At 65.8% G+C, this 16,524-nt stretch carries 18 protein-coding genes; 14 read left to right on the top strand and 4 right to left on the bottom strand.

The genetic code is table 11. The features are described from left to right. Nucleotides 1-38 precede the first annotated feature (38 nt). Nucleotides 39-812 (bottom strand): peroxide stress protein YaaA, encoded by a 774-nt coding sequence (gene yaaA / locus BKX93_RS19170; RefSeq protein WP_070980920.1) that lies wholly within the window; start codon nt 810-812, stop codon nt 39-41. 110 nt (nt 813-922) lie between these two features. Here yaaA and dtd point away from each other — a divergent pair, with 110 nt between their 5' ends. Together dtd and BKX93_RS19180 are read left to right on the top strand one after the other, a co-directional pair. After that, a complete protein-coding gene (dtd, locus tag BKX93_RS19175) occupies nt 923-1,375 on the top strand; it encodes a D-aminoacyl-tRNA deacylase (RefSeq protein ID WP_046167470.1) in 453 nt (150 codons plus the stop codon). Nucleotides 1,376-1,379: 4 nt separating this feature from the next. Further along, entirely contained in the window at nt 1,380-2,441 is a 1,062-nt protein-coding gene (locus BKX93_RS19180; RefSeq protein ID WP_052729276.1) for an FUSC family protein, read from the top strand. Nucleotides 2,442-2,509: 68 nt separating this feature from the next. Here BKX93_RS19180 and BKX93_RS19185 read toward each other — a convergent pair whose 3' ends face one another. Both BKX93_RS19185 and gloB read right to left on the bottom strand, forming a co-directional pair. Next, nucleotides 2,510-4,339 carry a lytic transglycosylase gene (locus BKX93_RS19185; RefSeq protein ID WP_070980921.1) on the bottom strand — a complete coding sequence of 610 codons (1,830 nt, stop codon included), beginning with the start codon at nt 4,337-4,339 and terminating at the stop codon, nt 2,510-2,512. Nucleotides 4,340-4,508: 169 nt separating this feature from the next. Further along, on the bottom strand, nt 4,509-5,276 hold the full coding sequence (gloB, locus tag BKX93_RS19190; protein WP_070980923.1) for a hydroxyacylglutathione hydrolase: 768 nt from the start codon (nt 5,274-5,276) through the stop codon (nt 4,509-4,511). A 13-nt stretch (nt 5,277-5,289) separates the two neighbouring features. Here gloB and BKX93_RS19195 point away from each other — a divergent pair, with 13 nt between their 5' ends. The 11 genes from BKX93_RS19195 (at nt 5,290) to BKX93_RS26015 (ending at nt 13,353) form a co-directional block, all read left to right on the top strand. Further along, nucleotides 5,290-6,054 carry a class I SAM-dependent methyltransferase gene (locus tag BKX93_RS19195; RefSeq protein ID WP_021476962.1) on the top strand — a complete coding sequence of 255 codons (765 nt, stop codon included), beginning with the start codon at nt 5,290-5,292 and terminating at the stop codon, nt 6,052-6,054. Nucleotides 6,055-6,064: 10 nt separating this feature from the next. After that, the gene (rnhA, locus tag BKX93_RS19200) at nt 6,065-6,508 is read left to right on the top strand and encodes a ribonuclease HI (RefSeq protein WP_046157298.1); all 444 of its coding nucleotides are present in this window, start codon (nt 6,065-6,067) and stop codon (nt 6,506-6,508) included. A gap of 52 nt (nt 6,509-6,560) precedes the next feature. Further along, nucleotides 6,561-7,277, top strand: a complete 717-nt coding sequence (gene dnaQ, locus BKX93_RS19205; protein WP_021476964.1) for a DNA polymerase III subunit epsilon — start codon at nt 6,561-6,563, stop codon at nt 7,275-7,277. A 4-nt stretch (nt 7,278-7,281) separates the two neighbouring features. After that, on the top strand, nt 7,282-7,968 hold the full coding sequence (gene ispD, locus BKX93_RS19210; RefSeq protein WP_046157297.1) for a 2-C-methyl-D-erythritol 4-phosphate cytidylyltransferase: 687 nt from the start codon (nt 7,282-7,284) through the stop codon (nt 7,966-7,968). Between the two features lie 15 nt (nt 7,969-7,983). Beyond that, nucleotides 7,984-8,460 (top strand): 2-C-methyl-D-erythritol 2,4-cyclodiphosphate synthase, encoded by a 477-nt coding sequence (ispF, locus tag BKX93_RS19215; RefSeq protein WP_070980925.1) that lies wholly within the window; start codon nt 7,984-7,986, stop codon nt 8,458-8,460. A gap of 207 nt (nt 8,461-8,667) precedes the next feature. Then, nucleotides 8,668-9,327 carry a ribose-5-phosphate isomerase RpiA gene (gene rpiA, locus BKX93_RS19220; protein WP_021476967.1) on the top strand — a complete coding sequence of 220 codons (660 nt, stop codon included), beginning with the start codon at nt 8,668-8,670 and terminating at the stop codon, nt 9,325-9,327. Nucleotides 9,328-9,442: 115 nt separating this feature from the next. Then, nucleotides 9,443-10,147, top strand: a complete 705-nt coding sequence (phoU, locus tag BKX93_RS19225; RefSeq protein ID WP_021476968.1) for a phosphate signaling complex protein PhoU — start codon at nt 9,443-9,445, stop codon at nt 10,145-10,147. A gap of 141 nt (nt 10,148-10,288) precedes the next feature. Further along, nucleotides 10,289-11,782, top strand: a complete 1,494-nt coding sequence (gene ppx, locus BKX93_RS19230) for an exopolyphosphatase (protein WP_244887280.1) — start codon at nt 10,289-10,291, stop codon at nt 11,780-11,782. 7 nt (nt 11,783-11,789) lie between these two features. Further along, nucleotides 11,790-12,854 carry a magnesium/cobalt transporter CorA gene (gene corA / locus BKX93_RS19235; RefSeq protein WP_070980927.1) on the top strand — a complete coding sequence of 355 codons (1,065 nt, stop codon included), beginning with the start codon at nt 11,790-11,792 and terminating at the stop codon, nt 12,852-12,854. Between the two features lie 78 nt (nt 12,855-12,932). Next, nucleotides 12,933-13,166 (top strand): DUF1902 domain-containing protein, encoded by a 234-nt coding sequence (locus BKX93_RS19240; RefSeq protein WP_070980929.1) that lies wholly within the window; start codon nt 12,933-12,935, stop codon nt 13,164-13,166. Beyond that, on the top strand, nt 13,159-13,353 hold the full coding sequence (locus tag BKX93_RS26015; protein ID WP_083340606.1) for a type II toxin-antitoxin system HicA family toxin: 195 nt from the start codon (nt 13,159-13,161) through the stop codon (nt 13,351-13,353). The genes BKX93_RS19240 and BKX93_RS26015 overlap by 8 nt, the downstream gene beginning before the upstream one ends. A gap of 46 nt (nt 13,354-13,399) precedes the next feature. On the opposite strand, the gene pncA is transcribed toward BKX93_RS26015, so the two are convergent. Continuing rightward, a complete protein-coding gene (pncA, locus tag BKX93_RS19245; RefSeq protein WP_046167466.1) occupies nt 13,400-14,032 on the bottom strand; it encodes a bifunctional nicotinamidase/pyrazinamidase in 633 nt (210 codons plus the stop codon). A gap of 127 nt (nt 14,033-14,159) precedes the next feature. Here pncA and BKX93_RS19250 point away from each other — a divergent pair, with 127 nt between their 5' ends. Further along, nucleotides 14,160-16,505 carry a heavy metal translocating P-type ATPase gene (locus BKX93_RS19250; RefSeq protein ID WP_046157293.1) on the top strand — a complete coding sequence of 782 codons (2,346 nt, stop codon included), beginning with the start codon at nt 14,160-14,162 and terminating at the stop codon, nt 16,503-16,505. Nucleotides 16,506-16,524 lie beyond the last annotated feature (19 nt).

Raw genomic sequence — 16,524 nt, forward strand, 5'->3', positions numbered from 1 at the left:
AGGCATAATATTAATGACGATGGTCTGAGCTGGCCAGCTTATTCGCGGTCGCGGCGGAATACCCAGCTCAGTTCGTTCGAAGCCGCCGCATCGAAGGCGTAGCCCTCGCTGTCGAAGCCGCGCAGCTGCTCCGGATCGACGACGCCGCGCTCGGCGGCCCAGCGCGCCATCAGGCCGCGCGCGCGCTTGGCGTAGAAGCTGATGATCTTGTACTGGCCGTTCTTTTTGTCCTGGAACACCGGCGTGACGATGGCCGCGTTGAGCGCCCGGGGCTTCACCGATTTGAAATACTCGTCTGACGCCAGGTTCACCAGCGTGCGCTGGCCCAGCGCTTCCAATTGCGCGTTGAGCCTCGCGGTAACCGTTTCTCCCCAGAACTCGTACAGATTCTTGCCGCGTCCGTTGGCCAGGCGGGTGCCCATTTCCAGCCGGTACGCCTGCATCAGGTCGAGCGGGCGCAGCACGCCGTACAGGCCGGACAGGATGCGCAGATGGTTCTGCAGGTAGCCGACGGCGGGTTGAGCCAGCGTGGCGGCGTCTAGGCCTTCATAGACATCGCCCATGAAGGCGTAGATTGCCTGCTTGGCGTTGCCGGGAGTGAACGGGCGCTGCCAGTCGGCGTAGCGGCCGACATTGAGATTGGCCAAGGCGTCGCTGATGCTCATCAGTTTGGCGACGTCCAGCGGGCTTTTTTGGCGCAGGACGCCGATCAGCTCGGCGCTGTGGTCCAGCAGATCGGGCTGGCTGTATTGGTCGACGGCGGGCGGGTTTTGGTAATCCAGCGTCTTGGCCGGCGAGATGACCATCAACATGCGGCGTTTCCTTTTCTTGAGTTGGCGCTATTGTACCGAAGCGCGGCGGCTCGCGTCCGCCGCGAAGGAATGGGTAGAATGAAACGAGAGCCACGACGAGGAATGTTCGAATGCGGGTGCTGGTGCAAAGGGTAAGTCAGGCGGCGGTGACAGTGGAGGAGCGAACGGTGGGCGAGATAGGCGCAGGCGCCTTGCTGCTGGTCGGCGTGGAGGAGGCGGATGGATCGGAAGACATCGTCTGGCTGGCGCGCAAGATCAGCCAGCTGCGCATCTTCAACGACGAGGCCGGGGTGATGAACCGCAGCCTGCTGGATTGCGGCGGCGACGCGCTGGCGGTCAGCCAGTTCACGCTCCATGCCAGCGTGAAGAAGGGCAATCGGCCCTCGTACTCGCGCGCGGCGCGCGGCGAGATCTCGCAACCGCTGTTCGACCGTTTCGTCGCCGAGCTGGCCGCCGCGCTGGGCAAGCCGGTGCCAACCGGCGTATTCGGCGCGGACATGCAAGTCAGCCTGATCAATGACGGCCCGGTCACGATCTGGCTGGACAGCCGGAATCCGGAGTAGGGCCATGGGCGGGAGATGGCAGCATCCGTGGCGGGTCCTGGTGGTGCCTTACTACCTTAACCGCTACGCGCGTCAGGCGCATGTGTTGCGGGTGGCGCTGGCTTTTGTGGCCGGCCTGGCGCTGGTGCTGGGAACCGGCATCCCCCATGGCGGCTGGATGCTGGTGACGATCCTGATCGTGTTGGGCGGGGTGCCGCACTGGGGCGGCGTCAGGCGCAAGGCGCTGGAACGGATGGGCGGTTCGTTGCTTGGGGCGCTGGCTGGCTTGGCCGCCATCCTGCTGCACGGCGCATCGCCGTATCTCTGCTACGCCTGGATGCTGGTGGTGGTAGCGCTCAGTTGCTGGCACGCGCAGGGCAAGGGAGGCTATCTGGCGCTGCTGACCGGCATCACGCTGGTGATTGTCGGCGGGCTGGGCGATGAGCCGATCAACGAGGCGCTGTGGCGCAGCTGCAATGTGCTGATCGGTTCGCTGATCGGCATGGCCGCCGCCGCCACGCTGCCGCTGCGGGCGCTGGACAGCTGGCGTTTCCTGCTGGCGGACAATCTGCGCGAGGCCGCGCTGCTGTACAACCGCATCGCGCGCCGGCTGCCGGTGGAGGGCGACGCGGCGCTGGACCAGTTCAACAGCCGGCTGATCCGCTTGCGCGGCCTGCTGTCCGCGGTGACGCAGGAGTCGGCGCTGTCGCACCGCCAGCTGGATCAGGTCCAGCGTTGCCAACGCAGCATCTGGACCTTGCTGGACCGGATGGGCGAAGTGTCGGCATCGACTCCGGCCTTGGCGGAAGAGCGTTCGCCGCGGCGGGCCATCGTCCGCACCTTGCTGCGGGCGGCGCACGCCTTGCGCTTCAACCAGCCGCAGCTGCTGGCTGACCTCTTGCCTGCGGCCGACAATCCCGCGCGGATGCGCGAGCCCACGCATTGCCATTGGCTGGTGGCCGAGTTGTCGTTGACGGTGGAGGAGCTGCGCGGACAATTGCAGGATATCCTGCCGCAATTGATCGCCGCGCCGCCGCCGGCGCGAAGTTTGGTGAGGAGAATGCGCGGCGCGCCCGGAAAGTCCTGATGATCTAATGAAAATCGGCCCGGTATTTCCGGGCCGATTTCATGCGGGCATCGCCGTTTTCCGGCTGATTACAGGCCGACGATCTTGACCTTCTGGCCCGGCTGCAGATGGTTGGGGTGCCGGCTGCCGTTGATGCGCTGGATGTCGTTGTGGGTGACGCCGAAGCGGCGGGCTATGCTGAACAGCGTGTCGCCGCGCTGAACCACGTATTCCTTGCTGCGGTGGGCATGGCTTGTGTTGGCGGCCGGGCGGCGCTCGGCTACCTTGACCAAGGCCGGATCCGCGCCGTCGTCGTCGCGGTTGGCGACGAGATTATCGGTTGCGCTGTCGGCTTTCAGCTTCAGTTTCTGGCCAACCTGAACCAGATTGCCGTCGAGTTGATTCAGTGTTTTCAGGTCGTCGATGTCGAGGTTGCTGCGGCGGGCGATGCTGTACAGCGTGTCGCCGCTGGCGACGGTGTAGCTGCCGAGATCGCGGGTGGCCAACGAGCGGGCGGCAGCGCTGTCTTCGGCGGTATTGGCCGAACTGGCCAGCAGCACGGCTTGGCGCGCGGCGAGGCCGGTGTCTGTTGCTGGCTGCGGCGCGATTTGCGGCTGGGTGGAGGCGACGGCAACGGCTGCCGGCGCCCCGGCTTGCGGCGTTGCTGCCAGCGCAACCTGCGTCACCGCAGGCTGGGTCGCGGGTGCCGGTTCGGCTTGCGCGATCAGCGTCGCGCCGGCACTGACCGGCGCATCGCCGATCGGGGTATCCACCGATTCGAACGACTGGCCGTCGTTCAGCGGCTTGTTCATCGCCACCAGCACCGGTTGGCCGGCTTTCAGCGTGCCGCCGCTGATGCGGTTGGCCGCGATCAACTGGCCGCTGCTCATACCGTGGTCGCCGGCGACGGCGTTGATGTTCTCGTCGCTCTTGGGAACGTAGACTTCCCAGGTCAGAAGCGGCTTGCTCCACTTGTCCAGATTGGCCTGGAACTTGTCGACCTTGGCGGCGGGCAGCAGCATCTGGCGGCCGGCCTTGTAGGCGAACACCGGCAGGTTGAACGCCGGGTTCAGCTCCTTGAACTCCGCCACCGAGATGCCGGCCAGTTTGGCGGCGATGTCGATGTTCATGTGCTTGCCGGTGGAGACGGCGACGAAGTAGGGCTTGTTGGGGAACTTGTCCAGGTGGACGCCGTACTTTTCCGGGCTGAGCAGAATGTTACGCACCGCCAGCAGCTTGGGCACGTAGTTGCGCGTCTCGTTCGGCAGGCGGATGTTTTCGTAGGTGGGGTCTATGCCGCTGGCCTGGGCCTTGGCGATCGCGCGGGCCAGATTGCCTTCGCCCCAGTTGTACGCAGCCAGCGCCAGGTTCCAGTCGCCGAACTGGGCGTACAGGTTCTGCAGGTAGTCGAGCGCGGCGCGGGTGGCATCGGTCACATCGCGGCGGCCGTCATACCACCAGGTCTGCTCCAGCCCGTAATGGCGCCCGGTGGCCGGCATGAACTGCCACAAGCCGGCGGCGCCGACTCGGGAATTGGCGGTGGGCACGAAAGCGCTTTCCACCATCGGCAGCAGCGCGATTTCGGTCGGCATGCCGCGGCGCTCCACCTCGTTCATGATGTGGAACAGGTATTTGCGGCTGCGGTCCAGCGTGCGTTTGAAGTATTCGGGACGGCTGGCGTAGAAACGCTCCTGGCGGCGGACGGTGTCGGCATTGACCTCGTCCAGCTGAAAGCCTTCGCGCACGCGCTTCCAGACGTCGTCGCCGTTGCGCAGCAGGCTGGAGTTCAGCAGCATCATGTCGAGGCCGGCGGCCATCGCCTCGTCCACGCCGGAAGACGGCGCAGGGCCGGCCAGGGCTTGCGATGCGAATGGCAATGCGAGCGACACGGCGAGTGCCAATGGAGTGAAGCGTTTCATTCAGACGAGCCCGTATTTCTGATTCCGGCCGATGCTAAACATGCGCCAGGGGGGTGTCAATTGAAAAAGGCAAATCATTTCATGCGCTTTCATTGCTTATAGCCCATTTCGCGAGCAAGTGAAGGGCTTCGCGGATGGACTGCGAAAAGTTACGTATCCGGCATGCCTGTCAGCGAAAATCGTTCTTCCATTCCCGCAGCATGGCGAAGCAGGTTTCCTCGCTGTCGCCGGGATGTCCGCCGCGCTGCCGCAGCGTTTCGCGCAGCGCCGGTTCGCCGCTGCGGAGGAAGGGGTTGCTGGCGGTTTCCAGCGCGATGGTGCTGGGCAGGGTAGGCAATCCGCGTTCGCGCAGCGCGCTGTCGCGGCTGCGGCGCATCGCGAGTATCGGATTATGCTGATCGGCAGCCAGCGCGAAGCGCAGATTGGACAGCGTGTATTCGTGGGCGGGGTAAACCTTGGTTTGCGGCGGCAATCGGGCCAGTTTTTTCAGCGAAGCCAGCATCTGTTCCGGCGTGCCTTCGAATACCCTGCCGCAGCCTGCGGCGAACAGGGTGTCGCCGCAAAACAGAGCGTCTTCCAGCAGGTATGCCAGGTGGTCCAGGGTGTGGCCGGGCACTTCCAGCACCTTGGCCTGTCCCATGTCCAGCTCAACGGCGTCGCCCTCCCTCACCGGATGGCTGACGCCGGGAATGCCGGCCGGGCCGTAGACAGGAATGCCCGGACAGGCGCGCAGCAGCTCCGGCAGGCCGCCGCAGTGGTCGGCATGGTGGTGGGTGATCAGCACGGCTTGCAACCGCAGCTTTTCCTGCTCCAGGTGGCGCAGCAGCGGCGCGGCTTCGCCCGGGTCTACGGCGACGGCGCGCGCGCCCTCGCGCAAAACCCAGATATAATTGTCAGTGAATGCCCCTACCGGGGCGATGCTAAACGTGGCTGCCATAAGGCTTTTCCCCATGAAAAATTCGTTTGGCGCCTGGTTGACCGGCACCGAGCTCGGGCGTTACCTGCTGCAGCGCGAGCAGGAATATTTCGAGCGGGCGGTGGCCGACGCCTTCGGCTACCATGCGGTGCAGGTCGGGTTGCCGGAAATGGACTGCTTGAGCGGCAACCGCATTCCCTGGCAGTGCCGGGTGGCCGATTATGGCGACGTAGACGTGCGCTGCGATCCCGCCTTCCTGCCGTTCGAAACCCGCAGCCTGGATCTGCTGGTGATGCCCCATGTGCTGGATTTTACCACCCAGCCGCACCAGGTACTGCGCGAAGCGGACCGCGTATTGATGCCGGAGGGGCGGCTGATCCTGACCGGCTTCAATCCCTTGTCGCTGTGGGGCGTGCGCAGGCTGATCCAGGGCAGGGAATCGGCGCCCTGGAACGGCAATTTTTTCACCCAGCCCCGAATCAAGGACTGGCTGGCGCTGCTGGAGCTGGAGTTGGAGGAAGGCGCCTTCATGGCGTACGCGCCGCCGTTTTCGCGCCAGGACTGGCTGGGCCGCTGCGGCTTCATGGAAGACGCGGGCGAGCGCTGGTGGCCTTTGGCGGCCGGGGTATATGGAATCGAGGCGGTCAAGCGCCAGCGCGGCATGCGGCTGATCACGCCCAACTGGAAGCAGCAGGCAAAGAAGAAGGGCGCGCTGGGCGTGGTGGCGGGCAACGAGCGCCAGCACACGCACAAGCGGCCGGAAACAACCGAGCGGGACGGCGTATCGTCCTGCCAATGAACGAGACAGCATGACGACAGAAGACAGAGTCGAGATTTACACCGACGGCGCCTGCAAGGGCAATCCCGGCCCCGGCGGCTGGGGCGCGTTGATGCGTTACAAGGGCAAGGAAAAGGAATTGTTCGGCGGCGAGCGCGGCACCACCAACAATAGAATGGAAATCATGGCCGTGATCCGGGCCCTGGCGGCGTTGAACCGGCCGTGCAAGGTGGTGGTCTATACCGACTCCCAGTATGTGCAGAAGGGCATTTCCGAATGGATACACGGCTGGAAGGCGCGAGGCTGGAAAACCGCGGCCAAGGAGCCGGTGAAGAACGCCGACCTGTGGCAGGAGCTGGACGCCGAGCGCAACCGCCATCTGGATGTGGAATGGCGCTGGGTGAAGGGCCACTCCGGCCACGAGTTCAACGAGAGAGCCGATCAACTCGCCAACAAGGGCGTGGAGTCGGTCTGACCAGTAGACACGCCGCGGCGCCGTCGATACGGCTTCGCAGGCAGGACGCAGCATGAGACAGATTATTCTCGATACCGAAACCACCGGTCTCGATCCGCAGCAAGGCCACCGCATCATTGAGTTCGCCGGCCTGGAAATGGTCGGCCGCAAGCTGACCGGCAAGCACCTGCATCTTTACATCCATCCGCAGCGGGAGATCGATCCCGATGCCCAGCGCGTGCACGGCATCTCGCTGGAGTTCCTGGATGGCAAGCCGGTGTTCTCCAAGGTTGGGCAGGAAATCGCCGATTTTCTGCGCGGCGCAGAGCTGATCATCCACAACGCGCCCTTCGACATCGGCTTCCTCAACGCCGAGTTCGCCAAGATCGGCATCGAGCCGATCGACAAGCTTTGCGCCAGCGTGATCGACACGCTGCGCGAAGCGCGGGACATGTTCCCCGGCAAGCGCAACAGCCTGGACGCCTTGTGCGACCGCTTCGAGATCGACCGCTCCAACCGGACCCTGCACGGCGCGCTGGTGGACTGCGAGCTGTTGTCCGAAGTCTATCTATGGATGACGCGCGGCCAGGAAAGCCTGGCGATGGACATCGAGGTGGAACTGCCGGGGGACGCCGGCGCCATCCAGTTCGAGCGCAAGCCGCTGAAAGTGCTGGCCGCCAGCGAGGCCGAAGAGGCCGAGCATCAGGCTTATCTGGATGTGTTGGACAAGACGGTGAAGGGAGCCTGCGTCTGGCGCGGCCTGGAGCAGCCGGCGCAGGCGGGGGATTGAGGCGATGGCCAGAATGATCGCGCTGGTGCCGGCGGCGGGCTCCGGCAGCCGATTCGGCGCGCCCAGCCCCAAGCAATATCTGCAATTGAACGGCAAGCCATTGATGTGGCACACCCTGGCCACGCTGGCGGCGGTGCCGGGAGTGGACGAAGTGGCGGTGGTGGTGTCGCCGCAGGACGAATGGTTCGACGGTTTCGACTGGGATCTGCCCAAGCTGTCGGTGCGCCGAGTCGGCGGCGCCAGCCGCGCCGAAAGCGTGGCCAATGGATTGGCCGCGCTCGCCTGCGCCGGGGACGACTGGGTGCTGGTGCACGACGCGGCGCGCTGCTGCCTGTCGGTGGCTGCCGTGGAGCGCCTGATCGCCGCCTTGTCCGGCCATGCGGTGGGCGGCCTGCTGGCGCTGCCGGTGCCCGACACCGTCAAACGCGCCGACGCCGACGGCCATGTCGCCGCCACCGTGCCGCGCAAAGGCCTGTGGCTGGCGCAGACGCCGCAGATGTTCCGCGCCGGCGTGCTGGAGAACGCGCTGCGCGGCGTGGCGGCCGAGGACATCACCGACGAGGCGGCCGCCGTCGAGCGCCTGGGATTGAAGCCGCTGCTGGTGGAGGGCGACGCGCAGAACTTCAAGGTCACCTATCCGCGCGATCTGGCGCTGGCCCGCGCCATCCTGGCCGCGCGCGAAGACTACTGAACAGCAAGGAAGAACATGTTTCGCATCGGACAAGGCTACGACGTGCACCAATTGGTGGAAGGCCGCCCGCTGATCCTGGGCGGAGTGGACGTCCCGCACGACAAGGGCCTGCTCGGCCACTCGGACGCCGACGCGCTGCTGCACGCGATCACCGACGCGCTGCTGGGCGCCGCCGCGCTTGGCGACATCGGCCGCCATTTCCCGGACACCGCCGCCGAGTTCAAGGGCGCGGACAGCCGCGCGCTGCTGCGCGAAGCGGCGGAGCGGGTGCGGGCCGCCGGCTGGCGGCCGGCCAATGTGGACTGCACGCTGATCGCGCAAAAACCGAAGCTCGCGCCGCACATCGACGCGATGCGCGCCAATATCGCGGCGGATCTGGGGCTGGATGTCGGCGCGGTCAATGTCAAGGGCAAGACTAACGAGAAGCTGGGTTATCTGGGCCGCTGCGAGGCGATAGAGGCGCAGGCGGTCTGCCTGCTGATGCCGGCCTAAGCGCCGCGGCCAAAACCGCTGATCCAGAGCCGAGCCTCTGCGCCGCGTGGCTTGAATGGCCCGCCTTGGCGAGCCTCGGGCAACTTGCTCCGCAAGATTTTGAACAAGCGGCCAGGCGTCATGCCGGCGCAGTCCGCTTATGGGATAATCGCGCATCATCGCTCATGCCGGGCATGGGCGGCACAACACCAACCAGGAGGCCCCATCATGCTGACCCAGGATCAACTGAAACTCGCCGTCGCCAAAAAGGCGCTGGAATTCGTGCCGGAAGACGCCATCATCGGCGTGGGCACCGGCAGCACCGTCAATCTGTTCATCGAGGAATTGGCCGGCATCAAGGGGCGCATCAAGGGCGCGGTATCCAGCTCCGAGGCCTCCACCGCGCGGCTGAAGGCGCACCACATCCCGGTGTTCGACCTGAACGAAGTGGAAAAGCTGCCGGTGTATATCGACGGCGCCGACGAGATCAACCACCACCTGCACATGATCAAGGGCGGCGGCGCGGCGCTGACGCGCGAGAAGATCGTCGCCGGCGTGGCCGACGAGTTCATCTGCATCGCCGACGAGCAGAAGTACGTGGCGATGCTGGGCGCCTTCCCGCTGCCGATCGAGGTGATTCCGATGGCGCGCAGCTACGTCGCGCGCGAGCTGGTGCGTCTGGGCGGCCACCCGGAGCTGCGCCAGGGCGTGACCACCGACAACGGCAACGTGATCCTGGACGTGCACGGGCTGCAGATCATGAAGCCGGTGGAGCTGGAGGAAATCATCAACCACATCGCCGGCGTCGTCACCTGCGGCCTGTTCGCCCGCCGCCGCGCCGACGTGCTGGTGCTGGGCAAGCAGAGCGGCGTGGAAGTGCTGCGCTGAGGCGAATCCTGTCCGTCCCGGCCGGCTGGACGCGGCCGGGCGAAGATGGCATGTCACGCGGCTGTCATCTGCTTGTCTTACAATTTACCATTTTCGCGAGATTTCCGAGGCAAACATGGCAGAACACATTTCCAAGCAGTTCGATCTGGAGCTGGAAACCATCCGTACCCGTGTGCTGCAGATGGGCGGCCTGGTGGAGCAGCAGATCCTGTCCGCCGTCGATGCCCTGATGGCCGGCGACGTGCCGCGCCTGGACAAGGTGATGGCCGAGGACGCGCTGGTCAACGCGATGGAAGTCGGCATCGACGACGACTGCCTGCACATCATCGCGCGCCGCCAGCCGGCCGCCAGCGATCTGCGCATCGTCTTCACCGTGATCAAGATCATCACCGATCTGGAGCGCATCGGCGACGAGGCGGCCAAGATCGCGCGGATGGGCAAGACCATCCACCAGTCCGAGCGTTTCCAGATGCCGCGCTTCCGCGAAATCGAAAAGATGGCCGACGTGGCGCTGGCGATGCTGCGCCGCGCGCTGGACGCCTTCGCCCGGCTGGACACCAGCGCCGCGCTGGAGCTGGCCGAGGAAGATCAGCGGCTGGACGAGAATTTCGCGTCCGAGCTGCGCCAGCTGATCACCTTCATGATGGAAGATCCGCGCACCATCAGCATGTCGATCGACACGCTGTTCATCTCCAAGGCCATCGAGCGCATCGGCGACCACGCCAAGAACATCTCCGAATACGTGGTCTATCTGGTCAAGGGCAAGGACATCCGCCACACCACGCTGGAAGACATCAAGCGCGAAACCATGGGGCGCTGAGCGGCGCGGTCCGGACATGACGCTGAGCGCAAAATGGCGGTAACATCTCGCGGTTACCGCCATTTTGCTTGCCGGGCGCGCAGGGCATTGTTCGCTCCGCTGCGGCCCCGCGGGCGCAACCGAACAAGAAAAGGGGTGTCCTTGACACACGCCACGCCCCCGCACACCGTGCTGGCCACCATCGATCTGGGTTCCAACAGCTTCCGGCTGCAAGTGTCCCGCGTGGTGGACGACCAGCTGTACGCCCTGGACGTGATGAAAGAAACCGTGCGCCTGGGCGCCGGCCTCACCGCAGACAAACACCTGAACGACGACACCCAGGAGCGCGCGCTGGCCTGCCTGGCCCGTTTCGGCGAGCGGCTGCGCGGCTTTGTGCCGGCCCAGGTCCGCGTGGTCGGCACCAACACGCTGCGCGTGGCCAGGAACGCGCCGGCCTTCATCTCCGAGGCCGAGGAGCGGCTGGGCTTCCCGATCGAAGTGATCGCCGGGCGCGAAGAGGCGCGGCTGATCTACCTGGGCGCCGCCCACTCGCTGCCGGACACCAAGGAGCGCCGGATGGTGGTGGACATCGGCGGCGGCTCCACCGAATTCATCATCGGCAGCCATTACAAGGCGCTGGTCACCGAAAGCCTGCCGCTGGGCTGCGTCAGCTACACGATGCGCTTTTTCCCGGACGGCAAGCTGACCCGCGGCAATTTCCGCGACGCCACGCTGGCCGCTCGCAACGAGATCCAGCGCATCCGCCACGAATACCGCCCCAGCGAGTGGCAGCTCGCCGTCGGCACCTCCGGCACCGCGCGCTCGCTGCGCGACGTGCTGGAGATCAACGACTGGAGCCGCGCCGACATCACCCTGGCCGGCATGGAGCTGCTGCGAGAAGTCTTGATCAAGCAGGGCAGCATAGACGCGGTCAAGGTAAACGGCCTGAAGGCCGACCGCGCGCCGGTGCTGGCCGGCGGCCTCGCCATCATGATCGCGGTGTTCGAGGAGCTGGAAGTCGAGAAGATGATCGTCACCGAGGGCGCGCTGCGCGACGGCGTGCTCTACGATCTCTTGGGCCGCCAGCGCGAGAAGGACATGCGCGACAGCACGGTGGCGCTGTTCAAGCGCCGCTACCACGCCGACACGCAGCAGGCCGAGCGCGTCAACCAGCTGGCCGAGCGCCTGTACCGGATGCTGGCCGGAGAGGACGTCGACCAGGACATGCTCAAGCGCCTGTCGTGGGCGGCCAAGCTGCATGAGATCGGCCTGACCATCGCCCACACCGCCTACCACAAGCATTCGGCCTATATCCTGCAGAACGCCGACATGCCGGGCTTCTCCAAGCGCGAGCAGGCCACGCTGGCCGCCATCGTGCTGGGCCACCGCGGCGATATGGGCAAGATGGCGCAATACATCAGCCAGCCAGCCTTGTGGCAGGCGGTGGTGGCGCTGCGCGTGGCGGTGCTGTTCTATCGCAGCCGCATCAACGCCGCGCTGCCGGCCGAGCTGGACCTGCGGCAGCATGCGCGCGGCTTCACGCTGTCGCTGAGCGGAGACTGGCTGGAGGCCAACCCGCTGTCGGCCAGCAGCTTCCAGCAGGAAGTGAACCAGTGGAAGAATGTCGGCTTCCAGCTCGACATCGTGCAGAAATAGGCCGGCCATGCGCCATCCGGAACTGAAGGAGAGGCTGCCGACGCTGGGCGAACAGGCGGGAACGCTGCTGCCGGTGGGCGAGGCCAAGCACGCGGGCACCAAGTTGTCGCTGTTCGATTTCTGCGCCGACGAGGCGATCGAGCTCGCCGACCTGCCGCTGGCCAATCTGGCGAGCTACCGCCGCCGCGGCGAGGTGCTGTGGCTCAACGTCTACGGTCTCAGCGACGCCGCCGCCATCCAGGCGATAGGCGAGCGCTTCGGTCTGCACCCGCTGGTGCAGGAGGACATTCTCAACGCCCGCCAGCGGCCCAAGCTGGAAGACTACGAACACTATCTGTTCCTCGCCTGCCGCGTGTTCGATTACCAGCAGGGCGGGCGGCTGCAATCCGACCAGATGTATCTGGTGCTGGGCGACGGCTTCGTGCTGTCGTTCCAGGAAAAGCCCACCGGCGTGTTCGAGCAGGTGCGCGAGCGGCTGCGCAAGGGCCGAGGCGCGTTGCGCCGGCGCGGCGCCGACTACCTGGCCTATTCGCTGCTGGACGCCATCATCGACGACTACTTCGGCGTGCTCGGCCAGTTCAACGACAAGGTGGAGCGCACCGACGGCCAGTTGCTGGCCGGGCGCGACAACGGCGTGCTGCGCCAGATCCAGCGGCTGAAGCGCGATTGCCTGAAGCTCAGGCGCGCGCTGCTGCCGCTGCGCGAGGTGCTGCTGTCGCTGAACCGCGGCGACGAGGAGCGCTTCGGCGAGGATACCCGCGTCTATCTGCGCGACGCCTACGACCACGTGGTCCACGTGCTGGAATCGCTGGAAATGAACCGCGAGATGGTCGGCGACATGATGGACCTCTACCTGTCCACCCAGTCGCACCGGCTCAATCTGCAGATGCGGGTGCTGACGGTGATCACGATGATCTTCATGCCGCTGACGCTGATCGCCGGCATCTACGGCATGAACTTCGAGAACATGCCGGAGCTGAAGTGGCGTTACGGCTACTACGTGGTGCTGCTGGCGATGGGCGGGATTTCCGCCGGCATGGGCTGGTGGTTCTGGAAGCGGCGGTGGATTTGACGCTCCATCTTCACGGTGCCATCATGAATCGAATCTTCAATAGACTATTGATTCTATTGAGAATTTCGGGAGAGAGCCATGAAACCGTTTTCGGTTCATGCAATCTGGGATGATGAGGCTAGTGTTTGGGTGGCCAGCAGTAAAGATGTACGAGGGCTGGTTGCAGAGGCGGCTACGCGTGAGGAACTGGTAGCCATGCTTAAGGCTCGCATTCCGGAGTTGCTGGAGCTGAATGATCAGCCATTGCCCGAGGGGGAGATTCGTTTTCGCCTGAAATCGGAACAGGTCTCAACCGAGGTAATTTGTGACTGACTTTACCGCTGCGGTAAAGAAAAAGTTGAAGGAACATGGCTGCAGCTTTGATCGCCAAGGGAAAGGCGACCACGAAATCTGGTATAGCCCCGTCACAAATACGAAATTACCGGTGGATAGCAGCATTCGGTCCAGGCATACCGCCGATGAGATCATGAAGCAGGCGGGCACCCACCACCATTTCTGATAGCGAATCATGTCAATCAGCCGGCAATGCACCGGCTGATTCTGTTTTACACCTCGTCGGATCGCAGCCGCTTGACGCCGGCCTGGCGCATTTCCATCCAGGCTTCGGCCAGCGAACCGTCCATGTCGATCGCTCGGCAGGCATCCTCCACCACGAAAGTCTCGAAACCCGCGGCGCGGGCGTCGATGGCGCTCCAGGCGACGCAGAAATCGGTGGCGAGGCCCGCCAGCCATACCTTTTTGACGCCCAGCGCGTTCAAGTAGGCGGCCAGGCCGGTAGTGGTGGCGCGGTCGGCCTCGACGAAGGCGGAATAGCTGTCCACCTGGGCGTGGACGCCCTTGCGAACGATCAGCCGGGCATGCTCGGTCTCCAGTTCGGGGTGGAAATCGGCGCCATGGCTGCCGGCGACGCAGTGGTCCGGCCACAGCGTCTGCGGGCCGTAGGGCAGGTCCAGGTTCTGGAAGGGCTGCATGCCGGGATGGCGGGAGGCGAACGACACGTGCCCGGCCGGATGCCAGTCCTGGGTCAGCACCACGTTTTCGAACAGCAGCGACAGGTGGTTGATCAAGGGCACCACTTCGTCTCCGCCCGGCACGGCCAGTTCGCCGCCGGGACAGAAACTGTTCTGCACATCCACCACCAGCAATGCGCAGTCGGCACCATAACGTTTCAGGGGCATGGGACTACCTTGTTGTTGTCGTCTTCCATCTTGTTAACACGGGCAGGCCCGCCGGTAAAGGGGCGACGGGGCTTTTCGCGCTTGCGTTTAATACCCCACTGGGGTATAACGAGGGCAGGAGGATGCGATGACACAATCCCTGTTGACGCTGCCGGTCGCCGGCATGAGCTGCGCCGCCTGCGCGGCCCGCATCGAGAAGCAGCTGAACCGCATGGACGGCGTGGAAGCGGCGGTCAGCTTCGCCAACGAAAGCGCCCAGCTGCGCTACGACCCGGACCAAACCAACCCGCGGCAACTGGTGGACGCCATCGTCCGCTGCGGTTTCGACGTGCCGCGCCAGACGCTGGAGCTGGGCATCGGCGGCATGAGTTGCGCCGCCTGCGCGGCCCGGCTGGAAAAGGCGCTGGGCCGATTGCCGGGCGTGGAGGCCAGCGTCAATTTCGCCGCCGAGTCGGCGCGGATCGATTACCTGCCGGGACTGACGGAGCGAGACCGGGTGCTGGAGGCGGTGCGCAAGGCCGGCTTCGAGCCCTCGCCGCGCGAGGACGGTGGCGGCGAGGCCGAGGCGGCCGCCCGCTACCGCCGCGAGCTGGCGTGGTTCGCCGCATCCGCGCTGCTGACGCTGCCTTTTCTGATTGAAATGGCGGCGATGTTCGCCGGCGGCCATCACGGCTGGCTGCCCAGGATGTGGCAGCTGGCGCTGGCGACCCCGGTGCAGTTCATTGTCGGCTGGCGCTTTTACCGCGGCGCCTGGCAGGCGCTGCGCGGCGGCGTCGCCAATATGGACGTGCTGGTGGCGCTGGGCACCAGCATGGCCTGGCTGTTGTCGGCCGCGGTGACCTTGCTGGGGCTGGAGGACCAGCACGTGTATTTCGAGGCCAGCGCGGCGGTGATCACGCTGGTGTTGCTGGGCAAGCTGCTGGAGGCGAGGGCCAAGGGCAAGACCTCGGCGGCGATCGCCGCGTTGGTGAAGCTGGCGCCCCGCACCGCCCGCGTCGAGCGCGGCGGCGAGCTGGTCGAGGTGGCGGTGGACAAGCTGCAGCGCGGCGACGTGGTGGTGGTGCGCCACGGCGACAGCCTGCCGGTGGACGGCGAGGTGGTGGACGGCCAGGCCTGGCTGGACGAGAGCATGCTGACCGGCGAGAGCCGGCCGGTGGCCAAGCAGGCCGGCGACAAGGTCTACGCCGCCACCCGCAACCAGGACGGCATGCTCAAGGTGCGCGCCACCGGCGTCGGCGGCGATACCCAATTGGCCGAGATCGTGCGCATGGTGGCGGCGGCCCAGGGCAGCAAGGCGCCGATCCAGCGTCTGGCCGACAGCATCTCGGCGGTATTCGTGCCGGCGGTCAGCGCGGTGGCGTTGCTGACCTTTGCATTGACCGGCTGGCTGGAAGGCGATTGGGCGCAGGCCCTGATCCACGCGGTGGCGGTGCTGGTGATCGCCTGCCCCTGCGCGTTGGGCCTGGCCACGCCGACCGCGGTGATGGTGGGAGTGGGCAATGGCGCGCGCCGCGGCATATTGTTCCGCAATGCCGCGGCGCTGGAGCAGGCCGGCAAGGTGGACGTGCTGCTGGTGGACAAGACCGGCACGCTGACCGAGGGCCGGCCGACGCTGCGCCACGCGCTGGCGTTCGACGGCGACGAAAACCGGCTGATCCAGCTGGCCGCCAGCGCCGAAGCCGGCTCCGAGCATCCGCTGGCCCACGCCTTGCTGCAGCGGGTGAAAGAGCTGGAGCTGCCCTTGCTGGCCTGCGAGCGTTTCCGCGCCGACGTCGGCAACGGCGTCGAGGCCGCGCTGCCGGGCGTGGGCGCGGTCAAGGCGGGCGTGCCGTCCTGGATCGGCCTGGACCTGCCGGCCGAAGCGTCCGCCTGGCCGCTGGAAGGATGCACGGTGGTGGCGGTCAGCCTGGACGACAAGCCGCTGGGCCTGCTGGCGCTGGCCGATCCGCTGCGGGGCAGTTCCAAGGCGGCGGTGGAAGCGCTGCGCAGGCTGGGCGTCAAGGTGGTGATGCTGACCGGCGACCACGAAAGCACCGCGCGCAGCATCGCCGCCGAAGCCGGCATCACAGAGTGGCGCGCCGGCATGAAGCCGCAGGACAAGGCCGGCGTGGTCAAGGATTGGCAACAGCAGGGCTGCAAGGTGGCGATGCTGGGCGACGGCGTCAACGATGCGCCGGCGCTGGCTGCGGCCGACGTCAGCCTGGCGATGGGCGCGGGCTCCGACGTGGCCATCGCCGCCGCGGACATCACGCTGATGCATGGCGATCTGGCGCACGCGGTGGACGCCATCCGCCTGTCGCGCGCCAGCCTGGCCAAGATCCGCCAGAACCTGGCCTTCGCCTTCGTTTACAACGTGCTGGGCATTCCGCTGGCGGCCGCCGGCATGCTGAATCCGGTGATCGCAGGCGCGGCGATGGCGGCGAGTTCGGTGTCGGTGGTGTCCAACTCTTTGCTGCTGCGCCGCTGGCGCTGAGGCTTGCAATCAACCCTTA

The organism is Chromobacterium vaccinii, from assembly GCF_001855275.1.
Taxonomy (GTDB): Bacteria; Pseudomonadota; Gammaproteobacteria; order Burkholderiales; family Chromobacteriaceae; genus Chromobacterium; species Chromobacterium vaccinii.